The sequence below is a fragment of the Candidatus Nitrospira neuquenensis genome (assembly GCF_979578155.1).
Genome location: NZ_CEFZDU010000036.1, coordinates 129,789 through 152,481, shown reverse-complemented (window position 1 = coordinate 152,481; position 22,693 = coordinate 129,789). Strand labels below are relative to the sequence as shown.

The window sequence follows — 22,693 nt, the reverse complement described above, 5'->3', positions numbered from 1 at the left end:
CAATCAACACGCCGCACTCCTCACACCGCCTCCAGGATCGAGACCGTGATGTAGGTGCCCGTGCCGGCGTGGCTGTGGATCAAGCCGCGCCGGGCGTTGGGGACCTGCAGCCGGTCGTTGCCCAGGTGCTTGGCGATCGTCCCCTGCAGTTGCCAGAAGGCAAAGACCGCCTGCATCAACCCCGTCGCTCCGACCGGGTGCCCGCAGGCCAGCAGCCCGCCGGAGGGGTTCACGGGCAGGCGGCCCTGTCGCGGCAGCTCCAGCCCGTAGTCCAGGCCGGGCATGAAGGGCATCCCGCTCTCGACGAACCTGCCGCCCTCGCCGTAGCGGCAGAGGCCCAGGTCCTCATAGGTCTGGATCTCCGAGGAGGTGTAGGCGTCGTGCAGCTCGACGAAGCTCAGGTCCTCCAGCGGGTTGCCGATGCCGGCCATCCGGTAGGCCAGCTTGGCCGCCATCCGTCCCCCGCGGAACGAATGCACGCCGGGGTAGCGCAGGTGGGCGTAGTCCGACTCCTGCTCGTGCGGCAGGAGGATGACCTTGCCGTGCGGGCGGTCGGCCATCCGCATCGCGTCGGAGCCGGAGCCGACGCCCGTGACCTTCACCGGCCGGTCGCAGACCTTCTCCGCCACCTCCTCGGAGGCCAGGAGGCAGACGGCCGCGCCGTCCGACATGGTGCAGATGTCCTCCATCGTCAGCGGCGTCGCGACCATGGGCGACTCGCGCACCTGCTTGATCGTGAGGCGCTTGGCCTTCTGCGCGTAGGGGTTGTGCAGGGCGTTGAGGTGGTTCTTGACCGAGACCATGGCCATCTGCTCGACCGTCGTGCCGAACTCGTGCATGTGGCGCCGGACCATCATCGCGTAGTAGCCCGAGTAGAAACCGCCGACGGGGAAGTCGAAGTTGGTGTCCGAGGCCAGCGCGATGAACTCGTTGCCCTTCCAGGTGTTCACGCGCGACATGGTCTCGAAGCCGAAGGCGAGGCAGCAGTCCATGCGGCCGGAGGCCACGGCCTCCCAGGCGGACTGAAAGCACAGGCCCCCGGTCGCGCCGCCGCCCTCGACGCGCTTGGAGGGCTTGGGGCAGAGGCCCAGGTAGTCCTGGACCATGCTGGCGGCCTTGAGCTGGCGGGTGAAGTGGTCCGAGAAGTAGGAGCCGACCGCGCCGTCGATCCGGTCCTTCGACAGGCGCGGCACGTCGGCCAGGGCTGCCTCGTAGGCCTCCTTGACCATCAGCCGGAAGTCCTTGTCACGGTGGGCCTTGGCGAACTTGGTGATGCCGCCGCCGATCAGGTAGACGGGGCGCATGGGCGGAGTCCTTTCACGAAGTCCACGATCTCGCTCATCGGCGTGCCGGGCCCGAAGAGCGCCTTGACGCCGGCGGCCTTGAGCCGCGGCGCGTCCTCGTCGGGGACGATCCCGCCGCCGAAGACCGCGATGTCCTCCGCGCCCTGCTCGCGCAGCAGCTCGATCACGCGGGGCAGCAGGTAGTCGTGCGCGCCGGAATGGACGCTGAGCCCGATCGCCCGCACGTCCTCCTGGATGGCCGTCGCGACGACCTGCTCGGGCGTCTGGTGCAGGCCGGTGTAGATGACCTCGACACCCGCGTCGCGCAGGGCGCGGGCGACGAGCTTGATGCCCCGGTCGTGCCCGTCGAGCCCGACCTTGCCGAGGAGGACGCGGATGGGTTTGTCGGCGATGGTCATCGGCTGCCCTCGGCGTCGCTCAGAATTTGTCGCGCGTGACGCGTCTGTCGCGGTTGGAGACCCCACGAACGACGCTTCACGAAGGACGAGCGACGAGTGCTTCCAGACGGTACGTCCCCTCACCGTCCCGACGGACGCGGCCCATCGGCACCTCCGGGTCGTGCTCGAAGATCAGCAGCCACCGCTCGTCGCTCGCCTGCTCCAGGACCCGGCGCTTGGCCTCCAGCGTCTGCAGGGGGTGCAGGTCGTAGCCCATGATGTAGGGCAGGGGCAGGTGGGCGACGGTCGGGATCAGGTCGCCGAGGTAGAAGGCCGTCAGGCCCTCGGACTCGATCTTCACCGCCTGGTGGTGCGCCGTGTGGCCGTGGGTCACGACCACCGACAGCCCCGGCAGGATCTCGGTGTCGCCTTCGACGAACTCCCAGCGGTGGGCCTGGGCGATCGGGACGAAGGTCTCGGCCCGATAGCTGGCCCTGGTGCGTTCGTTGGGCAGCACCGCGTCCTCGTATTCGCCGCGCTGGACGACGTAGCGGGCCCGGGGAAAGGCGGGAACCGGACGCCCGGCCTCGTCCCGCGTGCCGTTGCCGCCAGCATGGTCGAAATGCAGGTGCGTGTTGATCACGAGGTGGATGTCCTCCGGCCCGAGGCCGTGGGCCTTCAGCGACTCGATCAGCGTCGGCCGTCGCTCGACCGCGAAGCGGTCCCGGAACGTCGCGTCCCAGCCCTCCCCGATGCCCGTGTCCACCAGGATGGGCTTGCCGTGGGCCCGGATCAGGAGGGGCCTGAGCGCCAGCGGGATGCGGTTCTGCTCGTCGGCGTGGCAGCAACGCGCCCAGAGCGCCTTCGGCACGACGCCGAACATCGCGCCCCCGTCCAGCCGGAACCGGCCGTCGGACAGGGGGAAAATTTCAAAGGCGCCGAGCTTCACGGGACGTGCCTCGTCGCTCGTGGTTCGTTCGTCGGTCTTGCCGGCCGAGGCGCGGCCGCCTGCTCAGCGGCTCCGTCGCGACCGCCGCGCGTTCTCCATGCTCCCCGCCCGGCAGGAACGGATGCGCGGCGAAGCGATGCGGCATGGCGGGCATGGCCCATCGGTGGCCGCATGGGCGCCGCGAGCCGTTCCGGTGGTCCGAGGGGGCGAGCGGCCAACAGTAGGGTTCTGAACCGCCACCCGACGGCAACGCATCGGGCCGCCAGCGAGCCCGCGCGCCGTTCGTCTGCCGGGACCCCTTCGCCCCAGCCTCGCAAGGGCCGTGGCGGGGCTCGGAGCGACTTTGCCGGAGCGACGGGGCCCCGCCCGGCGTCCGGAGAAGGAAAGCCGGTACTGACCAAGGCACTGCGGTCGCAGACCGCAGCCGCGGGAATACCGGCAGGCTTCCGCTCCGGAGCGCCGTGGAAGGGGCGCTGCGGGAGGCGCGGAAGCGACTGGGTTCCGCCACGGCCCTCACAGCACCACCGGCTCCCGATAGGTCCCGAACACTTCCTTCAACGCCGCGCAGATTTCGCCCAGCGTCGCCTTCGCCTTCACCGCCTCGATCAGCGCCGGCATCAGGTTCTCGTCGGTCGCCGCCGACTCCTGCAGCGCCTCCAGCGCGCCCGCCATCTTGAAGGGATCGCGCGACTTCCGCAGGTCCGACAGGCGCGCGACCTGCTCCTGCTCCACCTCCCGGCCGATCTTCAGGATGGGAATGTGCCGAGTAGCCGGCTCCACGAACTCGTTCACCCCGACGATCACCCGGTCCTTGCGCTCCACCTCCCGCTGGTAGCGCTGGGAGGCCTCCAGGATCTCCCGCTGCGGATAGCCCCGCTCGATCGCGGCCACCATTCCGCCCATGGCGTCCAGCTTGCGGATGTAGTCCAGCGCCGCCTCCTCCAAGCGGTTCGTGAGCGCCTCGACGTAGTAGGAGCCGCCGAGCGGGTCCACGGTGTTCGTCACCTCGCTCTCGTGGGCGATGATCTGCTGGGTGCGGAGCGCGAGCGTGACGGCCTCCTCGGTGGGCAGGGCGAGCGTCTCGTCCATCGAGTTCGTGTGCAGCGACTGCGTGCCGCCCAGCACCGCCGCCAGCGCCTGGAGCGTCGTGCGGACGACGTTGTTCAAGGGCTGCTGCGCGGTCAGCGAGCAACCGGCCGTCTGCGCGTGGCAACGCAGCCGGAGCGAGCGGGGGTCCTTCGGCCGGTGCCGCCGCTCCATCTCGCGCGCCCAGAGGCGGCGCGCCGCGCGGAACTTGGCGATCTCCTCGAAGAAGTCGTTGTGCACGTTGAAGAAGAAGGACAGGCGCGGCGCGAAGGCGTCCACGTCGAGGCCGGCCTGCACGGCGCGCGCCACGTAGGTGAGCCCGTCGTAGAGCGTGAAGGCCAGCTCCTGCACCGCCGTCGAGCCGGCCTCGCGGATGTGGTAGCCGCTGATGCTGATCGGGTTCCAGGCGGGCACGCGCGCCGCGCAGTAGGCGATCGTGTCCGTGATCAGCCGCAGCGAGGGCTCCGGGGGGAAGAGCCATTCCTTCTGGGCGATGTACTCCTTGAGGATGTCGTTCTGCAGCGTGCCGCCGAGGCGGTCGAAGGGGATACCGCGCCGCTCCGCCGCCGCGAGGTACATGGCGAAGAGGACCGCCGCCGGGCCGTTGATCGTCATCGAGGTCGTGATGCGGTCGAGCGGGATGCCCTCGAACAGCCGCTCCATGTCGGCGAGCGAGGAGACGGCGACGCCGCAGCGGCCGACCTCGCCGCGGGCGCGGGGATCGTCGGAGTCCAGCCCCATCAGCGTCGGCATGTCGAAGGCGACGCTGAGGCCCGTCTGGCCCCGGGCCAGCAGGTACGCGAAGCGGCGGTTCGTGTCCTCGGCCGACCCGAAGCCGGCGAACTGGCGCATCGTCCAGAGCCGGCCCCGGTACATCGTGGGGTGGATGCCGCGGGTGTAGGGAAATTCCCCGGGCGCGCCGAGGTCGCGCTCGGGGCTCCAGCCCTTGAGGTCGTCCGGCCGGTAGACGCGCTGGATGTCCAGGCCGGACAGCGAGGTGAACCGCGGCTTGCGCTCGGGCCTGTCGAGGGACTGCGGCAAGGGCACCTCCCGGCCGTCGGCGGTCAGCCGGCCGACCGCTGATGGCTCTCGTACTCGTAGAAGCCCCGCCCGCTCTTGCGTCCCAGCCGGCCGGCCGCGACGTACTGCCGGAGCAGGGGGCAGGGGCGGAACTTGGGATCGCCCAGGTCCTCGTGCAGGACGGTCAGGATCGCCAGCACGGTGTCCAGCCCGACCCGGTCGGCCAGGGCGAGGGGGCCGACCGGCTGGTTCGTGCCGGCGGTCATCGCCAGGTCGATCTGCACCGGCGTCAGCTCCGGCTGCTCCTGGTGCAGGAAGATCGCCTCGTTGATCATCGGCATCAGGAGCCGGTTCACGATGAAGCCGGGGCTGTCGCGGCAAACCACCGCCGTCTTGTCCAGGCGTCGCGCGACCTTAAGCGCCAGGGCCGTCGTCTCCTCGGACGTGTCCAGGCCCCGCACGACCTCCACGAGCCGCATGACCGGCACCGGGTTCATGAAATGGATGCCGATGACGCGATCGGGCCGGCCGGACGCCGCTCCCAGCGCCGTGATCGAGATGGACGAAGTGTTGCTCGCCAGGACCGTCTCGGGCTTACAGAGCTCGCCGAGCCGCCGGAAGAGGGCGGTCTTCAGGGCGGCCTCCTCCGGCGCCGCCTCGAAGATCAGCGGCGAGTCGGCCAGGTCTTCGATCCGGCCGGCCGGCCGCACCCGGCCCAGGGCGGGACCCACCTGGTCCGGCGCGAGGGCGCCCTTCTCCCTGGCCCGGTTCAGGCCCTCCCTGATGCGGTCCAGCGCCTTCCGGAGCGCCGGCTCGGCGACGTCGTGCAGCCGGACCTCCCAGCCGCTCGCCGCGGCGACCTGAGCGATGCCGGCGCCCATCTGTCCCGCGCCGATCACCCCGACGACCTTGATGTGGTCGAGCGTCATGGTCCTAGCCCCGCTCCACCAGCACCGCCAGCGCCTCGCCGCCGCCGATGCAGAGGCTCGCGATGCCGCGCCCGCCCCCGCGTGTCTCCAGCGCGTACAGGAGCGTCGTGAGAATGCGCGCGCCCGTCGCTCCGATCGGATGGCCGAGCGCCACGGCCCCGCCGTTGACGTTCACCCTCGCCGGGTCCAGACCCAGCTCGCGCTGGACGGCCAGGGACACGGAGGAGAAGGCCTCGTTGATCTCGAAGAGGTCGATGTCGCCGATCGAGAGGCCGGTCTGCTTCAAGAGCCGCCGGATCGCCTCGACCGGCGCGATCGTGAACCATTCCGGGGCGACCGCCGCGCCTGCGTAGCCGGCGATCCGGCCCATGGGCGCGAGGCCCAGCGCCCGCGCCTCTTCCTCCGCCATCAGGACCAGCGCCGCCGCCCCGTCGTTACAGGAGGGCGAGTTGCCGACCGTCAGCACCCCATCCGGCTGGAAGACCGGCTTGAGGCCGCGGAGCTTGCCGAGGTCCGCGCGGCCCGGCTCCTCGTCCTCGCTCACGACCAGCGCCCCGCCCTTCCGCTGCGGCACCTCGACGGGGACGATCTCGCGCTTGAAGGCGCCGGAGGCGATCGCCTCGCGGGCGCGGCGATAGCTCTCCAGGGCGAAGTCGTCCAGCTCGGCGCGCGAGAGGCGGTACTTGGCCGCGCAGAGCTCGCCCCCGTTGCCCATGTGAAAATTGTTGTACACGTCCCAGAGCCCGTCCTTGACGAGGCTGTCCAGCAATTCGGCGTGGCCGAGCCGGTAGCCCTGCCGGGCCTTCTCCAACAGATAGGGAGCGCGAGTCATGCTCTCCATGCCGCCGGCCACGACGGTCCGCGCGTCGCCCAGCCCGATCGCCCGGGCGGCCATGATGACGGTCATCAGGCTGGAGCCGCAGACCTTGTTCACGGTCGTCGCGCCGACCGACACGGGCAGGCCCGCCCCGATGGCGGCCTGGCGCGCCGGTGCCTGGCCCAGGCCCGCCGCGAGCACGCAGCCCATGGAGACCTCGTCCACGCGGTCGCCGGGGAGCCCGATGCGCGTGAGGGCCTCGGCGATCGCGAGGCTGCCCAGCTTCGTGGCGGGCACGGCGCTGAAGACCCCGTTGAAGCTGCCCAGCGGCGTGCGGACCGCGCTGACGATGACGGTCCGGGTCCTCGCGCTCACAGGAACGCCTCCCAGTCGCTCTGCTCGATGAAGGCCTTGACCTTGCTCATGAAGCGGTCAGCGGTGGCGCCGTCGATGACCCGGTGGTCGAACGACAGGCTCAGGTAGGCCATCGGCCGGACGGCGATCGCGTCGTTGATGACGAGGGCGCGCTTCTGCACCGCGCCGACGCCCAGGATGGCGACCTGCGGCTGGTGGATGATCGGCGTGCTGAAGAGGCTCCCGCCGCCCCCGTGGTTGGTGATGGTGAACGTGCCGCCCTGCACCTCCTCCGGGGCCAGCCGCTTGCCGCGGGCCCGCTCGGCCAGGTCGGCGATCTCCTTGCCGAGCTGGCCGAGCCCCTTGCGGTCGGCCTGCCGGACGACCGGGACGAGCAGGCCCTCCTCCAGCGCGACGGCGATGCCGAGGTTGATCGCTTTCTTCAGGACGATGCCCTGGTCGCTCCAGGAGGCGTTCAGGATCGGCACCTCGCGCAGCGCGCGCGCGACCGCGTGGACGACGAAGGGCAGGAAGGTCAGGTCCAGCCCCTCGCGGGCCTTCACGACCCGCGAGAAGTCCGCTTCGAAGAAGGTGGCGACGTGGGCGGAGGTCTGCCGGCTCTTGACCATTCGTTCGGCGATGGTCCGCCGCATGGTGGTGAGGGGCAACAGCTCCTCCTGCGGCGTGAGGGGCGAGACGCGAGGCGAGGGGGCCTCCCCCGAGGCCTCCTGCCCGGCCCCCGACGGTTCGCGCTTCGCGAGGAAGTCGAGGACGTCCTTGCGGGTCACGCGGCCGCCCGCCCCCGTGCCCGCGACGAGCGCGAGGTCCACGCCCCGCTCCTTCGCCAGTTGGCGGACCGCGGGGCTGTGGTGCTGGGCGCCCTCGCCCGGCGGGGCCTCGGGCATCGGCTTGACCACGACGCCGCCGACGCGGTTCACGACGCCGGCCGCGGGCCGGGATTCCTCCAGCCGTGCGAGGAGCGCGCCGACCGGGACCGTCTGTCCTTCCTGGACGAGCACCTCGGCCAGGAAGCCGCCGGCGGGGGAGGGGATCTCCAGCGACACCTTGTCCGTCTCCACCTCGACGAGCGGCTGGTCCTTCTCCACCCGGCCGCCGAGCGGGACGAGCCACTTGAGGAGCGTCCCCTCCGCGATGCTCTCCCCGAGCTGGGGCATGATGATGTCGGTCGCCATGCTTCCTCGTGAGACGTGAGACCTGAAACGTGAGGGAAGGGCTAGCGCTCGAGGCCGGCTCCGTTCCCTGCGGCTAACGTTTCACCGCTCACGTCTTCAATACGCCGCCAGCTTCCGCGCGGCGGCGATCACGTCGGCCGCCTTCGGGAGGAAGAACTCCTCCAGCGGCGTGCTGAACGGCACCGGCGTGTCCGGCGCGGCGATCCGGAGCACCGGCCCGTCGAGGTGCTCGAAGCACTCCTCCGCGAGCAGCGCCGCGATCTCGGCGCCGATCCCGCCCGTCTTGTTGTCCTCGTGGAGCAGGATCGCTTTGCTGGTCTTCCGCACGGACTGAAAGATCGTCTCCTTGTCCAGCGGCGCCAGCGTGCGCAGGTCCACGACCTCCAGCTCGACGCCCTCCTTCGACAGGGCCTGCGCCGCCTCCAAGGCGACGTGGACCATGGCTCCGTAGGTGATCACCGAGATGTCGCGCCCCGGCCGCTTCACGTCGGCGAGGCCGATCGGCACGAGGCCGTCCCCCGCCGGCAGCACCGCCTTGATCCGTCGGTAGAGGAACTTGTGCTCGAAGTAGAGGACCGGGTTCGGGTCGCGGACGGCGGCCTTGAGCAGCCCCCGGGCGTCGGCGGGGGTCGAGGGCGCGACGATCTTCAGGCCCGGCGAATGGAAGAACCAGCCCTCCGGGCACTCCGAGTGGAAGGGTCCGCCGTGGACGCCGCCGCCGAAGGGGGCGCGGATCACGAGCGGCACCGGCGCGCCCCAGCGGTAGTGGTTCTTGGCGGCGACCTCGGTGATCTGGTCGAAGGCGCAGGAGATGAAGTCCGCGAACTGCATCTCGACGATCGGCCGCAGGCCCATCATCGCCGCGCCGATGGCGGCCCCGACGAAGCCCGACTCGGCCAGCGGCGTGTCGAGCACGCGCCATTCGCCGTACTTCTCCAGGAAGCCCTCGGTGATCCGGAAGGCGCCGCCGTAGGTGCCGATGTCCTCGCCCATCAGGAAGACCCGCTCGTCGCGGGTCATCTCCTCGTCCAGGGCCAGGGAGATCGCCTCCAGGTAGGTGAGCTCCCGCCCGGTCTCGGGCCGGACGGCCGCCGTCGTCATGGCTGCACCTCCTCGTCGGTCGCGAAGACGCCGGTGAGGGTCTCCGGTCCCTCGGGCAGCGGGCTCCGCTCGGCGAAGTCCACCGCTTCCTCGATCTCCTTGGCGACGCGCTCGCCGACCTGGCGCAGGGCGTCGTCGTCGGCGTGGCCCAGCTCGCGCAGGAGCCGCTCGGCCCGCAGGATCGGGTCCTTGGCCTTCCAGGTCTCCAACAGCTCGCGGGGGACGTACTTCGCCGAGTCGTGCTCCGAGTGGCCGTGCATCCGCATGGTCTTACACTCGACGAAGCTCGGGCCCTCGCCAGCCCTCGCCCGCGCCACCGCCCGCTTCGCCGCCAGGTAGACGGCGGCCACGTCGTTCCCGTCCACGATCTCGACCGGCATGCCGTAGCCGCCGGCTCGGATCGCGACGTCGGGGACGGCCATCTGGTACTTCACCGGCGTCGAGTAGGCGTACTGGTTGTTGTTGCAGAAGAAGACGACGGGCAGCCTGCGGACCGCCGCGAAGTTCATCGCCTCGTGGAAGTCGCCCCGGCTCGTGCCCCCGTCGCCCGTGTTGGTCACGACGACGCGGGGCTCGCGTCGGATCTTGAAGGCGAGGGCCGCACCCGTCGCGACGGGCAGGTTGTCGGCCAGGTGGCTCACGAAGCCGATGACGCCGCGCTTGAGGTCGCCGATGTGGACGTTCCCGTCCTTGCCCCTGGCGGGGCCGTCGCGCTTGCCGAGGTACTGGGCGATGACCTCCCCGGGCGTGATGCCGCGGATCAGGAAGGCGCCCATGTCCCGGTGGTAGGGGGCGATCACGTCGTCCCGCTCCAGCGCGGAGGCGTAGCCGACGGCGATGGCCTCCATGCCGTTGCTGGTGTAGACGCCGCCCACGATCCGGCCCTGCCGGTAGAGGGCCGTGACCCGGTCCTCCAGCGCCCGCGTCAGGCGCAGGTGGTAGTACATCTGCAGCAGCTCGGCGCGCTTGATCGTCGCGGCGTCCTTGCCCGTCTCGCCCATGGAGCCTCCTCCTCTTCAGATCTCCGGCACGTCCTTCCACGACACCAGGGGCTGCCCGGCGCGGCAGAGGGGGCAGTGCGCCGGCTCCCACTGCGGCATCGAGAGGTCCGCCGTCCAGTAGAAGAGGTGGGCCGCGGCCAGCTCGTCCACCAACGGGAACTGCCCGCTGTCCCGCCGCGCGAAGACCAGCATGCCGGCCACGACGCCGCCGTGGTCCGTGACGACCGTGCCGAGCTTGCGCACGCAGTGACCGCGCGTCGTCACGTCGTTCAGGACCAGGAAGCGCTCGCCGCGCCGGATCGCCCCGGTGGCGACCTCCGTGCCGATCCGTCCCGTCTCCCGGTCGTAGGGCGTGAACACGAGCCGGAGCCGCATCTTCTGATGGAGCAGGTCGGCCACGCGCTCGGCGAGCTGGAGCGCATCCGAGGCGGTGGCGACGAGGCCGGTGACCGGGTCCTTGTCGTAGTGCGACCGGATCCAGTCGGCCATGTCCCGCGCGATGAGCGTGACGAGCTGCGGGAAGCGGGCGATGGACTCGAACCGCAGGTAGGTCGCCGTGTGGTGGCCGGACACGACCTCCACGTGCGTGTCGAAGTACACCGACCGCGAGCTGCGCAGGAGGCGGTGCACGTCCCAGTCCGAGAGCTTGGACTGCGGGGCGTCCTTGATGATCGCCCGGAGCTTCGCCTCCACCTCCGGCCCCTCGTACAGGCGCCGGTGCCGCGCGACCAGATCGGCGATCTTCGTCCCCTGCTCGACGGACACGCTCATGAGGCCTTCTCCCGTGCGGCGATCGTGGTGCGCAGGACGCCGATGGGCTGGATCTCCAGCTCCACGACGTCGCCCGGCTTCAGGAAGCGATCCAGCTCCAGCCCGCAGCCGCCGCCGACCGTGCCGGAGCCGAGGAGGTCGCCCGGATGGACGGCCTCGTCCCGCGAGACGTGCGCGATCATCTGCGGGAAGGTCCAGTGGATCGTCCCGAACCGCCCCTCGGACCAGACCGCGCCGTTCACGCGCGCGACCATGCGCAGGGCGGCGAGGTCGGCGATCTCGTCCGGCGTGACGAGGCAGGGGCCGATCGCGGTGCCGAAGTCCTTACCCTTGGCCGGGCCGAGCCGGCAGGCCATCTCCTGGAACTGGACGTCGCGCGCGCTGAAGTCGTTCATGATCGTGTAGCCGGCGATGTAGGCCGGCGCCTCGCGCTCGGGGATGTTGATCCCCTCGCGCCCGATGACGCAGCAGAGCTCCAGCTCGTAGTCCAGCTTCGTCGTCTCCAGCGGCCAACGCAGCTCCTCGTCCGGTCCGAAGACCGTCCGGGGGTTGCCCTTGTAGTAGGCCGGCGCCTTGTACCACTCGGGCGGGATGGGCTGGCCCCGCTTCCGCGAGGTGGCGGCGACGTGGGCCTCGAAGGCGATGAAGTCCCGCAGCGAAGGCGGGTCGGGCAGGGGCGCCCGGAGCCGGACCTGGTCGCGGCGGTACACGATCGTCTCGCCGTCCGGCCCCTCCAGGCGGCCGCCGGCGCGGAGCACGAAGTCCAGGGCCTCGCGGGCCGCGGCCATGGCGGAGGCGCCGCCGCGGAGCAGGTCGAGCATGGACGGCGGCACCAGCGCGTCCGCCAGCCGGCGCGGCCGAGGCTCACCACGGTCGGCCAGGCGGCGGGCCGCGGCCATGTTGAGGTCCACGATCCGCTCGCCGTCGAGCGCGCCGACCCGCAGGAACCGGCCGACCGGCGTGCGCACCTCGAACGTCACGAGCTTCATCAACGGCTCCAGCTCATCGCGTAGTCCTTCAGCTCGGCCGGCTCGAATTCCGGCAGGACGGCGAAGGGACTGCGGGACTCGATCATCACGGCCACCTCGTCGGTCTGCGTCTTGCCCTTGCTCGCCTCGACCGCCTGCGGCTGCGGGCCGTGGTGGATGCCCTGGGGGTGGAGCGTCAGCATGCCGGGCCCGATGCCGGCGCGGCTGAAGAAGCTCCCCGCGTGGTAGAAGAGCACCTCGTCGAAGTCCACGTTGCGGTGGTAGAAGGGCACGCGCAGCGCCCTCGGGTCGCTCTCCAGCGGCCGCGGCGCGAAGGTGGACAGGAGCAGCCCGCCCGCCTGGAACGTCGCATGGACGCTCGGCGGCAGGTGGTAGCCGGGGCTCGTGACGGGCCGGAAGTCGCGCACGTTGAGCTTCGCCGGCCAGAGGTCGCCCTTCCAGCCGGCCACGTCCAGCGGCCAGAAGGGGTAGACGACGCGGGTGAACTCGCCGCGGCGCTTGATCCGGACCTCCCACTCGCGGCCGTCCGCGCCCGCGTCCGGAGAGGCCGGCAGCTCCGGCGCGACGAGCACGCCGGGGTCGAAGAGGGCGTGGCGGCCCAGCAGTCCGCGCTCGGGCAGGACGACCGGCTCGGGCGATTCCACGATGAGGAAGAGCGAGGGACCGGTCTCGACGACGATCCGGTAGGTCGTGCCCTTGGGCAGGAGCAGGTAGTCACCCGGCTCGTAGGGGAGCGTCCCGTAGTCGGTCTCGAGCCGGCCCCGGCCGTCGTGGACGAAGTGCACCTCGTCCCCGTCGGCGTTCCGGGCGAAGCCGGGCATGGTCTCGGTCCGCCGGGAGAGGAAGACGCGCGCGTCCGCGCTGCGGAGCACTTCGAGGGGCGGGGCCTCGGCCGACCGCAGGTCGGGCGTGGGCAGCGACGAGCAGGAGAACGCGCGGGGCCGCAGGGGGCCGTCGATTCGCACCCACCGCGTGGGGGGATGGCGCCGGTAGAGGTGCGACGACGGTCCGGAAAACCCGCGGCGGCCGTGCTCTTCTTCACAGAGGCCGTCGGGAATGTCCACGTGGGCCTGAGCCGGAGCCTGACCACGTTTCAGCAGATACATCTGGCGCCTCCTCCATCCGTCTGGCGTCCGCGGCCTACGCTCAGGAGGCCCGCCGGAACCGCCGGCCCTCGGCCAGGAGCCTGTCGTAGTCGATGATGGTCTGCCGGACCCCCTGAATCTGATCCCTTTCGATGTCCTTGTAAAGGGCCTCGACCGTCTCCCGGACGAAGGTCTTCGACTGCTCGCCGGCCTGCTCGCGCTGGGTCAATTCGAGGAAGACGCCGCTGCCGGGAAAGAGGGGATAGGTGAACCGCTGCTTGAGCGGGCCGAAGCCGTCCCGGCCCTCCTTGAGGGGGCCGCTGAACCGCACGCCCTTCGCCTCCCATTCGGCGCAGAGCGCCTCGATGTCGTCCACCTCGATCGCGACGTGCTGGACGCCCTGGCCGTAGCGTTCGATGAACTCCGTGATCTGGGACTTCACCACCTTGTCCCGCCCCTGGATCAGGGCGATCTTGGCGGCGCCGCGCTGCACGACCACCGTGTCCATGCAGGACTGCTCCGTGCCGACGTTCTTGGCGGACCAGATCGTCTCGAAGCCGAGGATCGTCGTGAAGAGGTGCTCGGCGGCGTCGAGGTTCTCGACGAGGAGGGTGATGTGGTCGATGCCCTTCGCGGTGCTCATGGCGCCTCCTCCCGGGGTGGTTCGTGGTGGACCGGTCTGTCGCTGGTGCGGGAGCGCATGCGCCCCAGTATAACAGGAGAACTGCATTGTGCAATATGAAAATTCTATCGACCGGCGACATGCCAAAATTATCCAGATTCTAGAGTCTGTTATGTCTTCAGAGGCCGGTCTTTTAAGGGAGGAGGACGCGGCGTAGAAGAAAATGTGTTGCGCGGATCATATGAACGCTCTATCATCGGCGCATACGGTGGTCGGCGGGGCGCTCGCCCCCGCCGGGGACTTGGCGAGGAGGTGGGCCATGTCGTTCTATCGCGAGATGCGGGAATTCGTCCTCCGCCACGGGGCTGTCAACAACCCCTACCTGGCCCGGTTCCGGGCCGGCGATCTCGGCGACGAAGACTTCCGGACCTTCGCCGTCGAGTTCTACAACTTCGCCCGCTTTTTCCCGAAGATTCTCGTCTCGCAGCTCGTCAACACCGAGGACGAGGCCGTGGCCGAGGAGCTGACGCGCGTGCTCTACTCGGAGCTGGGCGAGGGGCGTGCGCGGAACCGCCACGAGCTGCTCTACCGGGACTTCCTGCGCTCCGTGGGGGTGGACGTCCACGAGGCGCTGACGCGGCCCATGCTGCCCTCGACGCGGACCTACATCGAGGGCATGGAGCGGCTCTACGGCGGCGGCAACCACCATCTCGCGCTGGGCGCCTCGTTCGGGCTGGAGAACATGGCCATCACCATGTGGGATCATCTGATCCCCGGCCTAAAGCGCCTGCGCGAAACCCGGTACCCGGCCATGGACCCGACCTACTTCACCTACCATCGGGAGCTGGAGGCGACGCACGAGGATGCGATGCTGAGGGCGGTCGAGGCGGTGGACGGGGGCGCGGCGGGCGGCCGGATGACCGAGGCGGAACGGATGGACTTCCGCCGCGGGACGGCCGCCGTGCTGGACTACCTGGAGGGGTTCTGGATGGGGTTGGAGGCGCGCCGCGCGGCGTCGCGGACGGATGCCGGAAAGGTCGCCCTTGTCTGACCTGCCCCGTTACTTGGAGGAAGTCAAGCGTCGCTACAGCTTGACGAGCGACTACGCGCTCGCGGCGAAGCTCGGCATCGCCCAGCCCGAGGCCAACCTCATGCGACGCGGCCGCAAGGTGCCCAAGCCGGAGGTCTGCATCCGCCTCGCCAAGCTCCTGGACCGCAGCCCCGTCGAGCTGCTCCTCGTCGCCCAGCGCGACAAGGCTCCGCCCGCCGAGAAGGAGTACTGGACCCTCGCCCTGACCGCCGTGGACGTGATGCTCCACGTCCCGCGCAGGCCCCGCTACTTGCCCAGGAAGGTCGAGGCGATCGGCCGCGAATTGCGCCAGCTCGAATCCCAGACGCTCGTGTACGAGGGCGCCGCGGCCAGCGCCGAGGCGGTCCGTCTGATGGAATCGGCCGAGCGCTCCGTGGACGCGATCATGGAGCGGTGGAATATCTGGAAGAAGGGCGAGGCGCTCTACCCCAACTACCTGCTCGCGAACCAGGCGGCCGTCGCGCGAAAGGTGACGATCCGGCGGCTGCTCATCCTCTCCCGCGCGCAGATGCGGCGACCGGCCCTGGTCGCCGACGCGGTCCAGGTCATGGACGACCAGCAGCGGGCGGGCATCCGGATCTTCTACGCCTTTCGCGAGGAGCTGGAGCGCTCGCCGGCGTTTCAGCGCATGGCCGAGGACTTCAAGAAGCAGGGCGCCGCCCAGGACATCAACGCCGCGATATTCGACGGGGAGATCCTGATCTTCTCCCGCTCCTACGGGCAGGTGCCGCTCGGCGTGGTCGGCAAGCCGACGCCGATCACGATGATCAACCAGCTTGAGATCACCTGGAAGCCGGAGCTGATCCGCGACCTGGACCCCGCGCCGCTGTTCGACATGACGCGCTACGTCTTCGCGTACGAGGGCGCCAGGCCCTTCAAGGCGCAGGCGGCCCGCTTTCTCAAGGAGGCGCCGTGAGGTTCCCGTCCGAGCCGTTCAAGATCAAGGTGGTCGAGCCCATCAAGCGCACGACGCGCGAGGAGCGCGACCGGCTGCTCCGCGAGGCCGGCTACAACCTGTTCAAGGTGCCGGCGGAGAGCGTCTACGTGGACCTCCTGACCGACAGCGGCACCTCGGCCATGAGCGACGATCAGTGGGCGGGGCTCATGCTGGGCGACGAGTCCTACGCGGGGAGCAAGAACTACTATCACTTCGAGGAGACGGTCCGCTCCATCTTTGGCTACCGCGAGGTCATCCCGACCCACCAGGGGCGGATGGCGGAGAACCTCCTGTTCACCACCGTCGTCAAGCCCGGCATGGTCGTGCCCAACAACATCCACTTCGACACGACGCGCGCGAACGTCGAGCACCAACGGGCCGAGGCGGTGGACTGCGTCGTCAAGGAGGCCTACGACCCGCACTGCGAGCTGCCCTTCAAGGGCAACATGGACCTGGTGCAGCTGGAGGAGACGATCCGGCGGGTGGGGCGCGAGCGCATTCCGCTGGCCATGATCACGATCACGAACAACAGCGGCGGCGGGCAGCCCGTCTCGATGGAAAATATCCGCCAGACCCGCGCGCTCCTGAACCGCCACGGCATCCCGCTCTTCTTCGACGCCTGCCGTTTCGCGGAGAACTGCTTCTTCATCAAGGAGCGCGAGCCGGGCTACGCGCACGTGCCGATCATCGAGATCGCCCGCGAGCTGTTCGGCTACGGCGACGGCTGCACCATGTCGGCCAAGAAGGACGGGCTCGTCAACATCGGCGGTTTCCTGAGCCTGAACGACGAGCGATGGGCCCGGGAGATCACCAACCTGCTGATCCTCGTCGAGGGGTTCCCCACCTACGGCGGGCTCGCGGGCCGAGACCTGGAGGCGATGGCGCGGGGGCTCAAGGAGGTACTGGACGAGGAGTACCTGCGGTTTCGGATCGGCCAGGTGCGCTACCTCGGCGAGCTGCTCGACCAGGCGGGGGTGCCGATCCTCAAGCCCGTGGGCGGCCACGCGGTCTATCTCAACGCCCGCGAGTTCCTCCCCCACATCCCGCGCGAGGCCTTTCCCGCCCAGACGCTGGCCGTCGCGCTCTACCGCGAGCACGGCATCCGCGGCGTCGAGATCGGGACCGTCATGTTCGGGAAGAAGGACGCGGCGACCGGCCGGCCGATTCACCCCGAGCTGGAGCTGGTGCGCCTGGCCGTTCCCCGCCGGGTGTACACCAACATGCAGATCACCTACGTCGCGGAATCCATCGCCGACATCTTCCAGCGCCGCGACCGCCTCACCGGTCTCCGCCTGACCTACGAAGCGCCCGTCCTCCGCCACTTCACCGCGCGGTTCGAGGAGCTGGGGTCGCCTCTCGTCAATCCCTTGCGTCATTCCGGCCAAGGCCGCTGAGCGGCCGCGAGCCGGAATCCAGGGTCGTGGCAAGATCCTGGATGCCGGCCCCGGATCGAACAGGTCCGGGGTAAACCTTCGCCGGCATGACGATGCAACGAATGTGCGGGACGCGACGCTGCTGAGCCGTCCCGAAAGGCCCTTCGCGCTGTCGCGGTGCGTTCCGATCGCACGGAAAGGTAAAGCGCCTCAAGCGGGCGCCGGCCCCCTCGCCACAACCCTCTCCCTCCTTCGGCCTGCGTGCGCCCTCAGTGCGGCGCCATGGGCATCGGGGCGGGGGAGGGGCTCGATGGGGGCTCGGCGGGCCGTCCGACGAGGGTGATCCGGCCGTCGGCGGCGGCGGCGAGCGGGCGGGCGCGCAGCGCGTTCAGGAGCAGGTCGCGCAGGGGGGTCTGGCGCTCGACCCGGTCCTGCGCCTCGGCGAACATTCCATAGCCGTCCCCGCCGTCGGCGAGGAAGGCGTCGGTGGCCACGCTGTAGCGCCGCGCCGGCTCCAGCGGCTTGCCGCCGATCCGCACCTCGCGCACCCGCGCGCCGGGCGGCCGGGAGAGGTCGTAGGCGACCGTGAGCCCGGAGACCTGGAGAAACCGCCCCTCGGCCTTCGGCAGGTGCGCGGCGCTGTGCTCCAGGGCGGCGAGGAGCTGCGCGCCCGTGAGCGAGACGGTGACGGCCGGCGAGTCGAACGGCAGCACCTGGAGGACGCGCGCGACGTCCACCGGCCCGGCCGGGATGCCGTCGCGGATCTGCCCGCCGTTGATCAACGCCACGTCGGACCCGTACTCCCCGCGCAGCAGGTCGGCGAGCAAGTCGCCCAGGTTGGTTTCCCTCGTCCGCACCTCCGTAGTCGTCCCCTCGAGCGCCACCGCCGCCTGGCCGACGACGGTCCCGGTCAGGCTCTCCAGCCGCTTCGCGTAGCCGTCGAGCAGCGCCGCGACCTGCCGGTGCGCCTCGACCTCGGGCGCGACCGGGAGATTGGCCGCCTGCGCGCGGACGACCCGCCAGCCGCCCCCCTCCCGCCGCTCCAGCGTCAGGTCCAGCCGCCCGAGCGTCCGGCCCAGCCGGTGCGTCTTGACGAGGACCGGCCCGGCCGTCGCGGCCTCGGCCACGGGCGCGGCGGCGCCCGGCGTGTAGAGCCCGTCGAAGCCCTCCGTGTGCCCGCCGACGATCGCGGCCAGCTCCGGCGCCTGGGCGAGGAGTGCGAGGTCCTCCTCCGTGCCTTCGTGGGTGACGGCGATGACGAGGTCGGCCCCCTGCTCGGCGCGCAGGCGCCGGGCGAGGCGGCGCACGGTCTCGACCGCGTCGCGGTACTCCAGCAGCTTGACGACCTCGCGGTTGACGCTGTCGGGAAAGTTGCTGCGGCCGAGCAGGCCGATCACGCCGATCGTCAGCGGCCCCGCGCGGACGACCGCGACCTCCCGACAGGGCAGCTCGACGGTCTTGCCGGCGATGTTCGAGCAGAGGATCGGAAACCGGGCCTGCTCCTGGAGCCGCTGGAGATGGTCCAGGCCGAAGTCGAAATCGTGGTTCCCGGCGGCCATGGCCTGGTAGCGCATCAGGTTCATCGCCTGGATGTCCGGCTCGCCGCGAAAGAAGGAGGACAGGGCCGTGCCGATGAGGATGTCGCCGGAGTCCACGAGCAGCAGGGCGTCGGTCTCATGCCGGATGCGCTCGACCAGCGTCGCGCGGCGCGCCAGGCCGCCGAGCTTCGGCTGCCCGCGCGGCCCGAAGGGGAGCGCCGAGCCGTGGTGTTCGCTGCTGTGCAGGATGGTGAGGGTCCGCCGCGCGTCCTCGCCCGCGCCGGCCGGGGCGGAGGGCCATGCGAGCAGGAGCGCGAGCGCGGCGAGGGCCGCGAGGCGGACCGCCCGGAGCCCTGCGGGGGAGGGGGGCGACGGGGCCGGCATGGCTCAGCCCAGCACCCGGTCCATGGGCGGCAGGGCGACGCGGCGTGGGTCCAGGGTCTGGAGCCGCCGGAGGCCCTCCGCCAGGTGGAACAGGCTCTCGCCGGCGAGGGCGCCGTCGGTGAGCAGGGCGTCGATGCGGGCGCGGTCCTTCGTCGAGAGGAAGGTCAGGCCGTCCGCCTCCCAGGCCCGCGCCATCGTCGGGCCGAAGGTCGCCCAGTAGCCCGGGTCGTGGATCGCCAGCAGCATGGCGAACTCATAGCCGCCGCCCAACGCGTTGAGGCCGAAGGCGGTGATCTCCAGGTCGAAGGCCTCCGGATGCGTTCGGAAATAGTCGAGCGCCGGACTGGCGTCGAAGTACCAGTCGAAGCGCCGGCGGCGGTCGTGGGGCGCGACCTCTTCGCCGCCGAACAGCTCCTCGAACAGCTCCCGGTACACCGTCCATTGCAGGTGCACCTCCTCCTCGGCGCCGGCGGTCGGCTGGTGATAGGCCTTCGGCAGGGTCGTGCAGAGGCCGTGACCCTCGCTGACGTGGCCGGACCGCGTCTGGATCGGGATGACGAAGTCGTCCGCCCGGGCCATTGCGACGACGGCGCCGATCCCGCCCGCGCAGACGCGGGCGTCGAGGCTCGCGAGGGCGTCGGCGGTCGGCAGCAGGCGCGCGCGCAGGGGCAGCTCCTCCTCGCGCCGGGCGAGCACCGCCTCCACGTCTCCCTGGCGCCGGACGAGCGCTTCGAGCACCTCGTCGGTCAGGAGGCCGCCGGTGAACCGGTAGTCGAAGAAGTGCGCCGGGGCGAAGCGGGCGGCGACCGGCGGCCGGTCCGGCGGCAAGCCGACCAGCCGATAGATCGGGGCGTTCCAGATGCGCACGTCGAGGGCCGCCAGGCGGGCCGCGGCCCGGCCGGCCCAGGCGCCGCCGACCTGCGGCGTCGGCGGCAGGGGATGGGGGGCGAGCGTCGCGGCCAGGGCCGACGCCGGCTGGGGTGCGCCGGTCCAGGCGTCCCTCGTGAAGATGTAGGTGGACTGCCGGCGGTCGCCCCGGTCCAGCCCGTAGCGCCGGAGGAGGCCGTCGGCCGTCGCGGCGGGATAGTAGCCCTCGAGCAGGGCCCGGACGGCGCCGCTCCGGTACAGCCGGGCCTCCGCCGCGCGCAGGCGGGCGGCGTCGCCGTTCGGCTCCGGCCGCCGGCGCCGGGCCTCCGCCTCGATCCGGTCGCGCCGCTCGCCCGACACGCGGGCGAGGGCGGCCACGATCTCCTCCGGCATGGCGATGGGAGGGGTCACGAATTGCCTTCCCGCCGGGCCCTGTGTTAGAAATCCCGCCATGACCGCGTGGAGTCGCCGTTCCGATGATTACGCCTGACGCGCTGACGAGCTACATCCGCCGGGCCATGCCCGACGCGCGCGTGACGGTGGCGGACCGAACCGGCACGATGGACCATCTCACGGTCCGCGTCGTGTCGGCCGCCTTTGCGGGCAAGACCCTGCTCGACCGGCACCGGATGATCTACCAGGCGCTGGACGAGCCGATGAAGGACGGGCGCATCCACGCGCTGGAACTGACCGCCGCCACTCCCGACGAATGATCCCTCACGAGGAGGCCGGACCATGGCTGACCCGATTGAAGAGGAAATCCAGCAGGAAATCAAGCAGCACAAGATCCTGATCTACGGCAAGGGCACCAAGCAGATGCCCATGTGCGGGTTCACCCGCGAGACCATGCAGTTCTTCGACAAGTACGGCTACCCCTACGAGGTTATCGACGTGCTGCAGAACCCGGCCAAGCGGGAGACGCTGAGCAAGATGACCAACTGGCCGACGCTCCCCAAGGTCTTCATCAACGGCCAGTTCTACGGCGACACCGACATCCTCGACCCGATGGAGAAAAAGGGCGAGGTCGAACCCCTCCTGAGGGCGGCCTTCGGCAAGTAGCGCGGCGTCGGGCGCCGCCGACCCGCCCGGTCGTGGTCGGGCGCTCTCGCCGGTCCCGCCATTCGATGTCCGTCGCCGTGACGACGAGGCTCCTCGGCGGGGCGGCGGTCTTCGTGCTCCGCGCCGCGGCGAACCCGATCGGGCGGCGCGTCAAGCTGGCCGACCTCGAGGACAACTGCGATCTGCCCCGCCTCGCCGACCCGACGGCACGCGACCATGTGCGTGTCGCCAAGTATCGTCGGGCCATCGCAACCCTGCGCCGCCTCCCCCCGTCGTGAAGGGGCCGAACGCCGTGCCGCTGCGGTCAAATCCCCCATCCCCCGCTGACATGGATGTTGGTGCCGGTCACGTAGCGGGCCTCGTCCGACAGGAGAAAGCGCACGGCGGCGACCGTGTCGGCCACCTGGCCGATGTAGCCGGCCGGGATGCGCTTGACGACGCCCGCCAGCTCGCCCGGCGGCGCGCTGCCCGAGTCGATGAACCCCGGCGAGATGGCGTTGACGGTGATCCCGTGCGGCGCGAGCATCTTGGCGAGCGTGCGCGTCAGGATCAGGACGCCGGCCTTCGCGATGTAGTGGGCGGTCACGTCCGGCTGCGCGACCATCTGGTCGGCGTTGGCCATGCTGAAGCTGACGATGCGGCCGTAGCCGCGGCGCTTCATCCCCGGCGCCGCCGCCTGGCCCAGGTAGAAGAGGGGATGGAGGTTGTTCGCGAACATCTCCGCCCAGCCCTCCGGCGTTTCCTCCATCAGATTGACCCGATGGTAGGGGCCGGCGCCGTTGATCAGCGCGTCGAGCCGCCCCCAGGCCTGCTCGACCTGCCGGACGAGGTCGCGGGCCTGGGCGGGGTCGGACACGTCGCAACGGATCGCCAGCGCGCGGGCGCCGCGTTCCTCGGCCGCGTTCCGCGTCTTCTCCGCCTCAGCCTGGCTGGTCCGGTAGCAGATCGCCACGGCCCAGTCGGGCGAGGCCAGGTCCAGGGCGATGGCGCGCCCGATCCCGCGCGCCCCGCCGGTGATGAGGGCTACCCGTTCCGCCATGAGAGCTGTCCTCCCGTCATGAGTCCTTGCCGAGCCGCTCGGGCACCCGTTCCGCGAGCAACGCCAGCACGCCGGCCGTGCGCTTGGTGAGGGCGGGGTTCGCGGGCGGGCGGCGCCCCTTCCGCGCGCCCGACGCCTTGTCCAGCCCGGCCTCCCGGGTGATCGCCAGGAGGTCTTCGATCGTGTCCAGGTCGCGCATCGCCGGCAACAGGGCGGTCTTGAGCCCCAGGGCCTCGGCCTTCGCCCGGGTCATCGCGCACACCCGGTCGGTGGACCAGGGGATGTCCGTGAAGAGCGGGGGCACGGCTCTGGTGAGGCCGATCAGGTAGTAGCCGCCGTCCAGCGCCGGACCGAGCACGAGGTCGTGCGAGCCGAGGAGCCCGTTCGCCTGCGCGAAGATCGAGGTCGGCAGGAGCGGCACGTCGGTTCCCACGAGCACCACCCGCCGGTAGCCCCGCTCGAAGAGCGTCCGAAAGGCCCCCTCCATCCGCTCGCCCAGGTCCCGGCCGGCCTGATCGAGCAGGCGCACGCCGTACCGCTCCTCCATGATCTTGAAGAAGACGTGGTCGGCCGCCGGCAGGCAGGCGAGGTGGCGGTCCATCCCGGCCGCGCCGCGGGCCTTCTCCAGCACGTCGAGCACGAGGCTCCCGTGCAGGCTGGAGGCCTCGTCGGGTGTGAGCGGCGGGCAGAGCCGCGTCTTGACCTCGCCGGGCACCGGCGCCTTGGCGAAGATCACCAACGCGGCCGGAGTGTTGAGCGGTGAGTGGTGAGGGTTGAGTTGATGGACCACACTGAACACTCCGCCCTC

At 70.7% G+C, this 22,693-nt stretch carries 22 protein-coding genes and 1 pseudogene; 6 read left to right on the top strand and 17 right to left on the bottom strand.

Annotation, left to right across the window (positions count from 1 at the left end; translation table 11 throughout):
- Positions 1 to 20: 20 nt before the first annotated feature.
- The 13 genes from AC1U7O_RS14885 to AC1U7O_RS14825 form a co-directional block, all read right to left on the bottom strand.
- Positions 21 to 1,304 (bottom strand): thiolase C-terminal domain-containing protein, encoded by a 1,284-nt coding sequence (locus AC1U7O_RS14885; protein WP_479895620.1) that lies wholly within the window; start codon positions 1,302 to 1,304, stop codon positions 21 to 23.
- Positions 1,286 to 1,702 carry a cobalamin B12-binding domain-containing protein gene (locus AC1U7O_RS14880; protein ID WP_479895619.1) on the bottom strand — a complete coding sequence of 139 codons (417 nt, stop codon included), beginning with the start codon at positions 1,700 to 1,702 and terminating at the stop codon, positions 1,286 to 1,288. The genes AC1U7O_RS14885 and AC1U7O_RS14880 overlap by 19 nt, the downstream gene beginning before the upstream one ends.
- 76 nt (positions 1,703 to 1,778) lie before the next feature.
- Complete coding sequence (locus AC1U7O_RS14875; RefSeq protein WP_479895618.1) at positions 1,779 to 2,630, bottom strand: MBL fold metallo-hydrolase; 852 nt, start codon at positions 2,628 to 2,630, stop codon at positions 1,779 to 1,781.
- A 513-nt stretch (positions 2,631 to 3,143) separates the two neighbouring features.
- On the bottom strand, positions 3,144 to 4,763 hold the full coding sequence (locus AC1U7O_RS14870; RefSeq protein ID WP_479895616.1) for an acyl-CoA mutase large subunit family protein: 1,620 nt from the start codon (positions 4,761 to 4,763) through the stop codon (positions 3,144 to 3,146).
- Positions 4,764 to 4,780: 17 nt separating this feature from the next.
- Positions 4,781 to 5,665, bottom strand: coding sequence for a 3-hydroxyacyl-CoA dehydrogenase family protein (locus tag AC1U7O_RS14865; protein ID WP_479895615.1), 885 nt, complete (start codon positions 5,663 to 5,665; stop codon positions 4,781 to 4,783).
- A gap of 4 nt (positions 5,666 to 5,669) precedes the next feature.
- Entirely contained in the window at positions 5,670 to 6,857 is a 1,188-nt protein-coding gene (locus AC1U7O_RS14860; RefSeq protein WP_479895614.1) for a thiolase family protein, read from the bottom strand.
- Entirely contained in the window at positions 6,854 to 8,029 is a 1,176-nt protein-coding gene (locus tag AC1U7O_RS14855; RefSeq protein WP_479895613.1) for a dihydrolipoamide acetyltransferase family protein, read from the bottom strand. Before AC1U7O_RS14855 ends, AC1U7O_RS14860 begins: the two co-directional genes overlap by 4 nt.
- A gap of 96 nt (positions 8,030 to 8,125) precedes the next feature.
- Positions 8,126 to 9,130 (bottom strand): alpha-ketoacid dehydrogenase subunit beta, encoded by a 1,005-nt coding sequence (locus AC1U7O_RS14850; protein WP_479895612.1) that lies wholly within the window; start codon positions 9,128 to 9,130, stop codon positions 8,126 to 8,128.
- On the bottom strand, positions 9,127 to 10,131 hold the full coding sequence (locus tag AC1U7O_RS14845) for a thiamine pyrophosphate-dependent dehydrogenase E1 component subunit alpha (RefSeq protein WP_479895611.1): 1,005 nt from the start codon (positions 10,129 to 10,131) through the stop codon (positions 9,127 to 9,129). The genes AC1U7O_RS14850 and AC1U7O_RS14845 overlap by 4 nt, the downstream gene beginning before the upstream one ends.
- Before the next feature lie 15 nt (positions 10,132 to 10,146).
- Positions 10,147 to 10,902, bottom strand: a complete 756-nt coding sequence (locus AC1U7O_RS14840) for a hypothetical protein (protein WP_479895610.1) — start codon at positions 10,900 to 10,902, stop codon at positions 10,147 to 10,149.
- Positions 10,899 to 11,891 carry a fumarylacetoacetate hydrolase family protein gene (locus tag AC1U7O_RS14835; protein WP_479895609.1) on the bottom strand — a complete coding sequence of 331 codons (993 nt, stop codon included), beginning with the start codon at positions 11,889 to 11,891 and terminating at the stop codon, positions 10,899 to 10,901. Before AC1U7O_RS14835 ends, AC1U7O_RS14840 begins: the two co-directional genes overlap by 4 nt.
- On the bottom strand, positions 11,891 to 12,997 hold the full coding sequence (locus AC1U7O_RS14830; RefSeq protein ID WP_479895608.1) for a homogentisate 1,2-dioxygenase: 1,107 nt from the start codon (positions 12,995 to 12,997) through the stop codon (positions 11,891 to 11,893). The genes AC1U7O_RS14835 and AC1U7O_RS14830 overlap by 1 nt, the downstream gene beginning before the upstream one ends.
- Positions 12,998 to 13,037: 40 nt before the next feature.
- Positions 13,038 to 13,619 carry a VOC family protein gene (locus AC1U7O_RS14825; protein ID WP_479895607.1) on the bottom strand — a complete coding sequence of 194 codons (582 nt, stop codon included), beginning with the start codon at positions 13,617 to 13,619 and terminating at the stop codon, positions 13,038 to 13,040.
- 298 nt (positions 13,620 to 13,917) lie between these two features.
- Between AC1U7O_RS14825 and AC1U7O_RS14820 the strand changes: the two genes are divergently transcribed.
- The 3 genes from AC1U7O_RS14820 to AC1U7O_RS14810 are packed head-to-tail and all read left to right on the top strand — an operon-like array spanning position 13,918 to position 17,019.
- On the top strand, positions 13,918 to 14,649 hold the full coding sequence (locus tag AC1U7O_RS14820) for an iron-containing redox enzyme family protein (protein WP_479895606.1): 732 nt from the start codon (positions 13,918 to 13,920) through the stop codon (positions 14,647 to 14,649).
- The gene (locus AC1U7O_RS14815; RefSeq protein WP_479895605.1) at positions 14,642 to 15,604 is read left to right on the top strand and encodes a helix-turn-helix domain-containing protein; all 963 of its coding nucleotides are present in this window, start codon (positions 14,642 to 14,644) and stop codon (positions 15,602 to 15,604) included. Before AC1U7O_RS14820 ends, AC1U7O_RS14815 begins: the two co-directional genes overlap by 8 nt.
- Positions 15,601 to 17,019, top strand: a complete 1,419-nt coding sequence (locus tag AC1U7O_RS14810) for a tryptophanase (protein WP_479895604.1) — start codon at positions 15,601 to 15,603, stop codon at positions 17,017 to 17,019. Before AC1U7O_RS14815 ends, AC1U7O_RS14810 begins: the two co-directional genes overlap by 4 nt.
- Positions 17,020 to 17,267: 248 nt before the next feature.
- Here the strand turns inward: AC1U7O_RS14810 and AC1U7O_RS14805 are convergent, their stop codons facing one another.
- Positions 17,268 to 18,920, bottom strand: a complete 1,653-nt coding sequence (locus tag AC1U7O_RS14805; RefSeq protein WP_479895603.1) for a bifunctional metallophosphatase/5'-nucleotidase — start codon at positions 18,918 to 18,920, stop codon at positions 17,268 to 17,270.
- A 3-nt stretch (positions 18,921 to 18,923) separates the two neighbouring features.
- Complete coding sequence (locus tag AC1U7O_RS14800) at positions 18,924 to 20,198, bottom strand: hypothetical protein (RefSeq protein ID WP_479895602.1); 1,275 nt, start codon at positions 20,196 to 20,198, stop codon at positions 18,924 to 18,926.
- 65 nt (positions 20,199 to 20,263) lie between these two features.
- Here AC1U7O_RS14800 and AC1U7O_RS14795 point away from each other — a divergent pair, with 65 nt between their 5' ends.
- The 3 genes and pseudogenes from AC1U7O_RS14795 to AC1U7O_RS14785 all read left to right on the top strand — a co-directional run.
- Entirely contained in the window at positions 20,264 to 20,500 is a 237-nt protein-coding gene (locus tag AC1U7O_RS14795; protein WP_479895601.1) for a BolA family protein, read from the top strand.
- Positions 20,501 to 20,522: 22 nt separating this feature from the next.
- Complete coding sequence (locus AC1U7O_RS14790) at positions 20,523 to 20,846, top strand: glutaredoxin family protein (protein WP_479895600.1); 324 nt, start codon at positions 20,523 to 20,525, stop codon at positions 20,844 to 20,846.
- Between the two features lie 110 nt (positions 20,847 to 20,956).
- A pseudogene (locus tag AC1U7O_RS14785) lies at positions 20,957 to 21,124 on the top strand (GTP pyrophosphokinase); the annotation flags it as partial.
- A gap of 26 nt (positions 21,125 to 21,150) precedes the next feature.
- Here the strand turns inward: AC1U7O_RS14785 and AC1U7O_RS14780 are convergent.
- Positions 21,151 to 21,885: an SDR family NAD(P)-dependent oxidoreductase gene (locus AC1U7O_RS14780; RefSeq protein WP_479895599.1), complete on the bottom strand. Its 735-nt coding sequence runs from the start codon at positions 21,883 to 21,885 to the stop codon at positions 21,151 to 21,153.
- Positions 21,886 to 21,901: 16 nt separating this feature from the next.
- Positions 21,902 to 22,675 (bottom strand): TIGR04282 family arsenosugar biosynthesis glycosyltransferase, encoded by a 774-nt coding sequence (locus AC1U7O_RS14775; RefSeq protein ID WP_479895598.1) that lies wholly within the window; start codon positions 22,673 to 22,675, stop codon positions 21,902 to 21,904.
- Between the last annotated feature and the right edge of the window lie 18 nt (positions 22,676 to 22,693).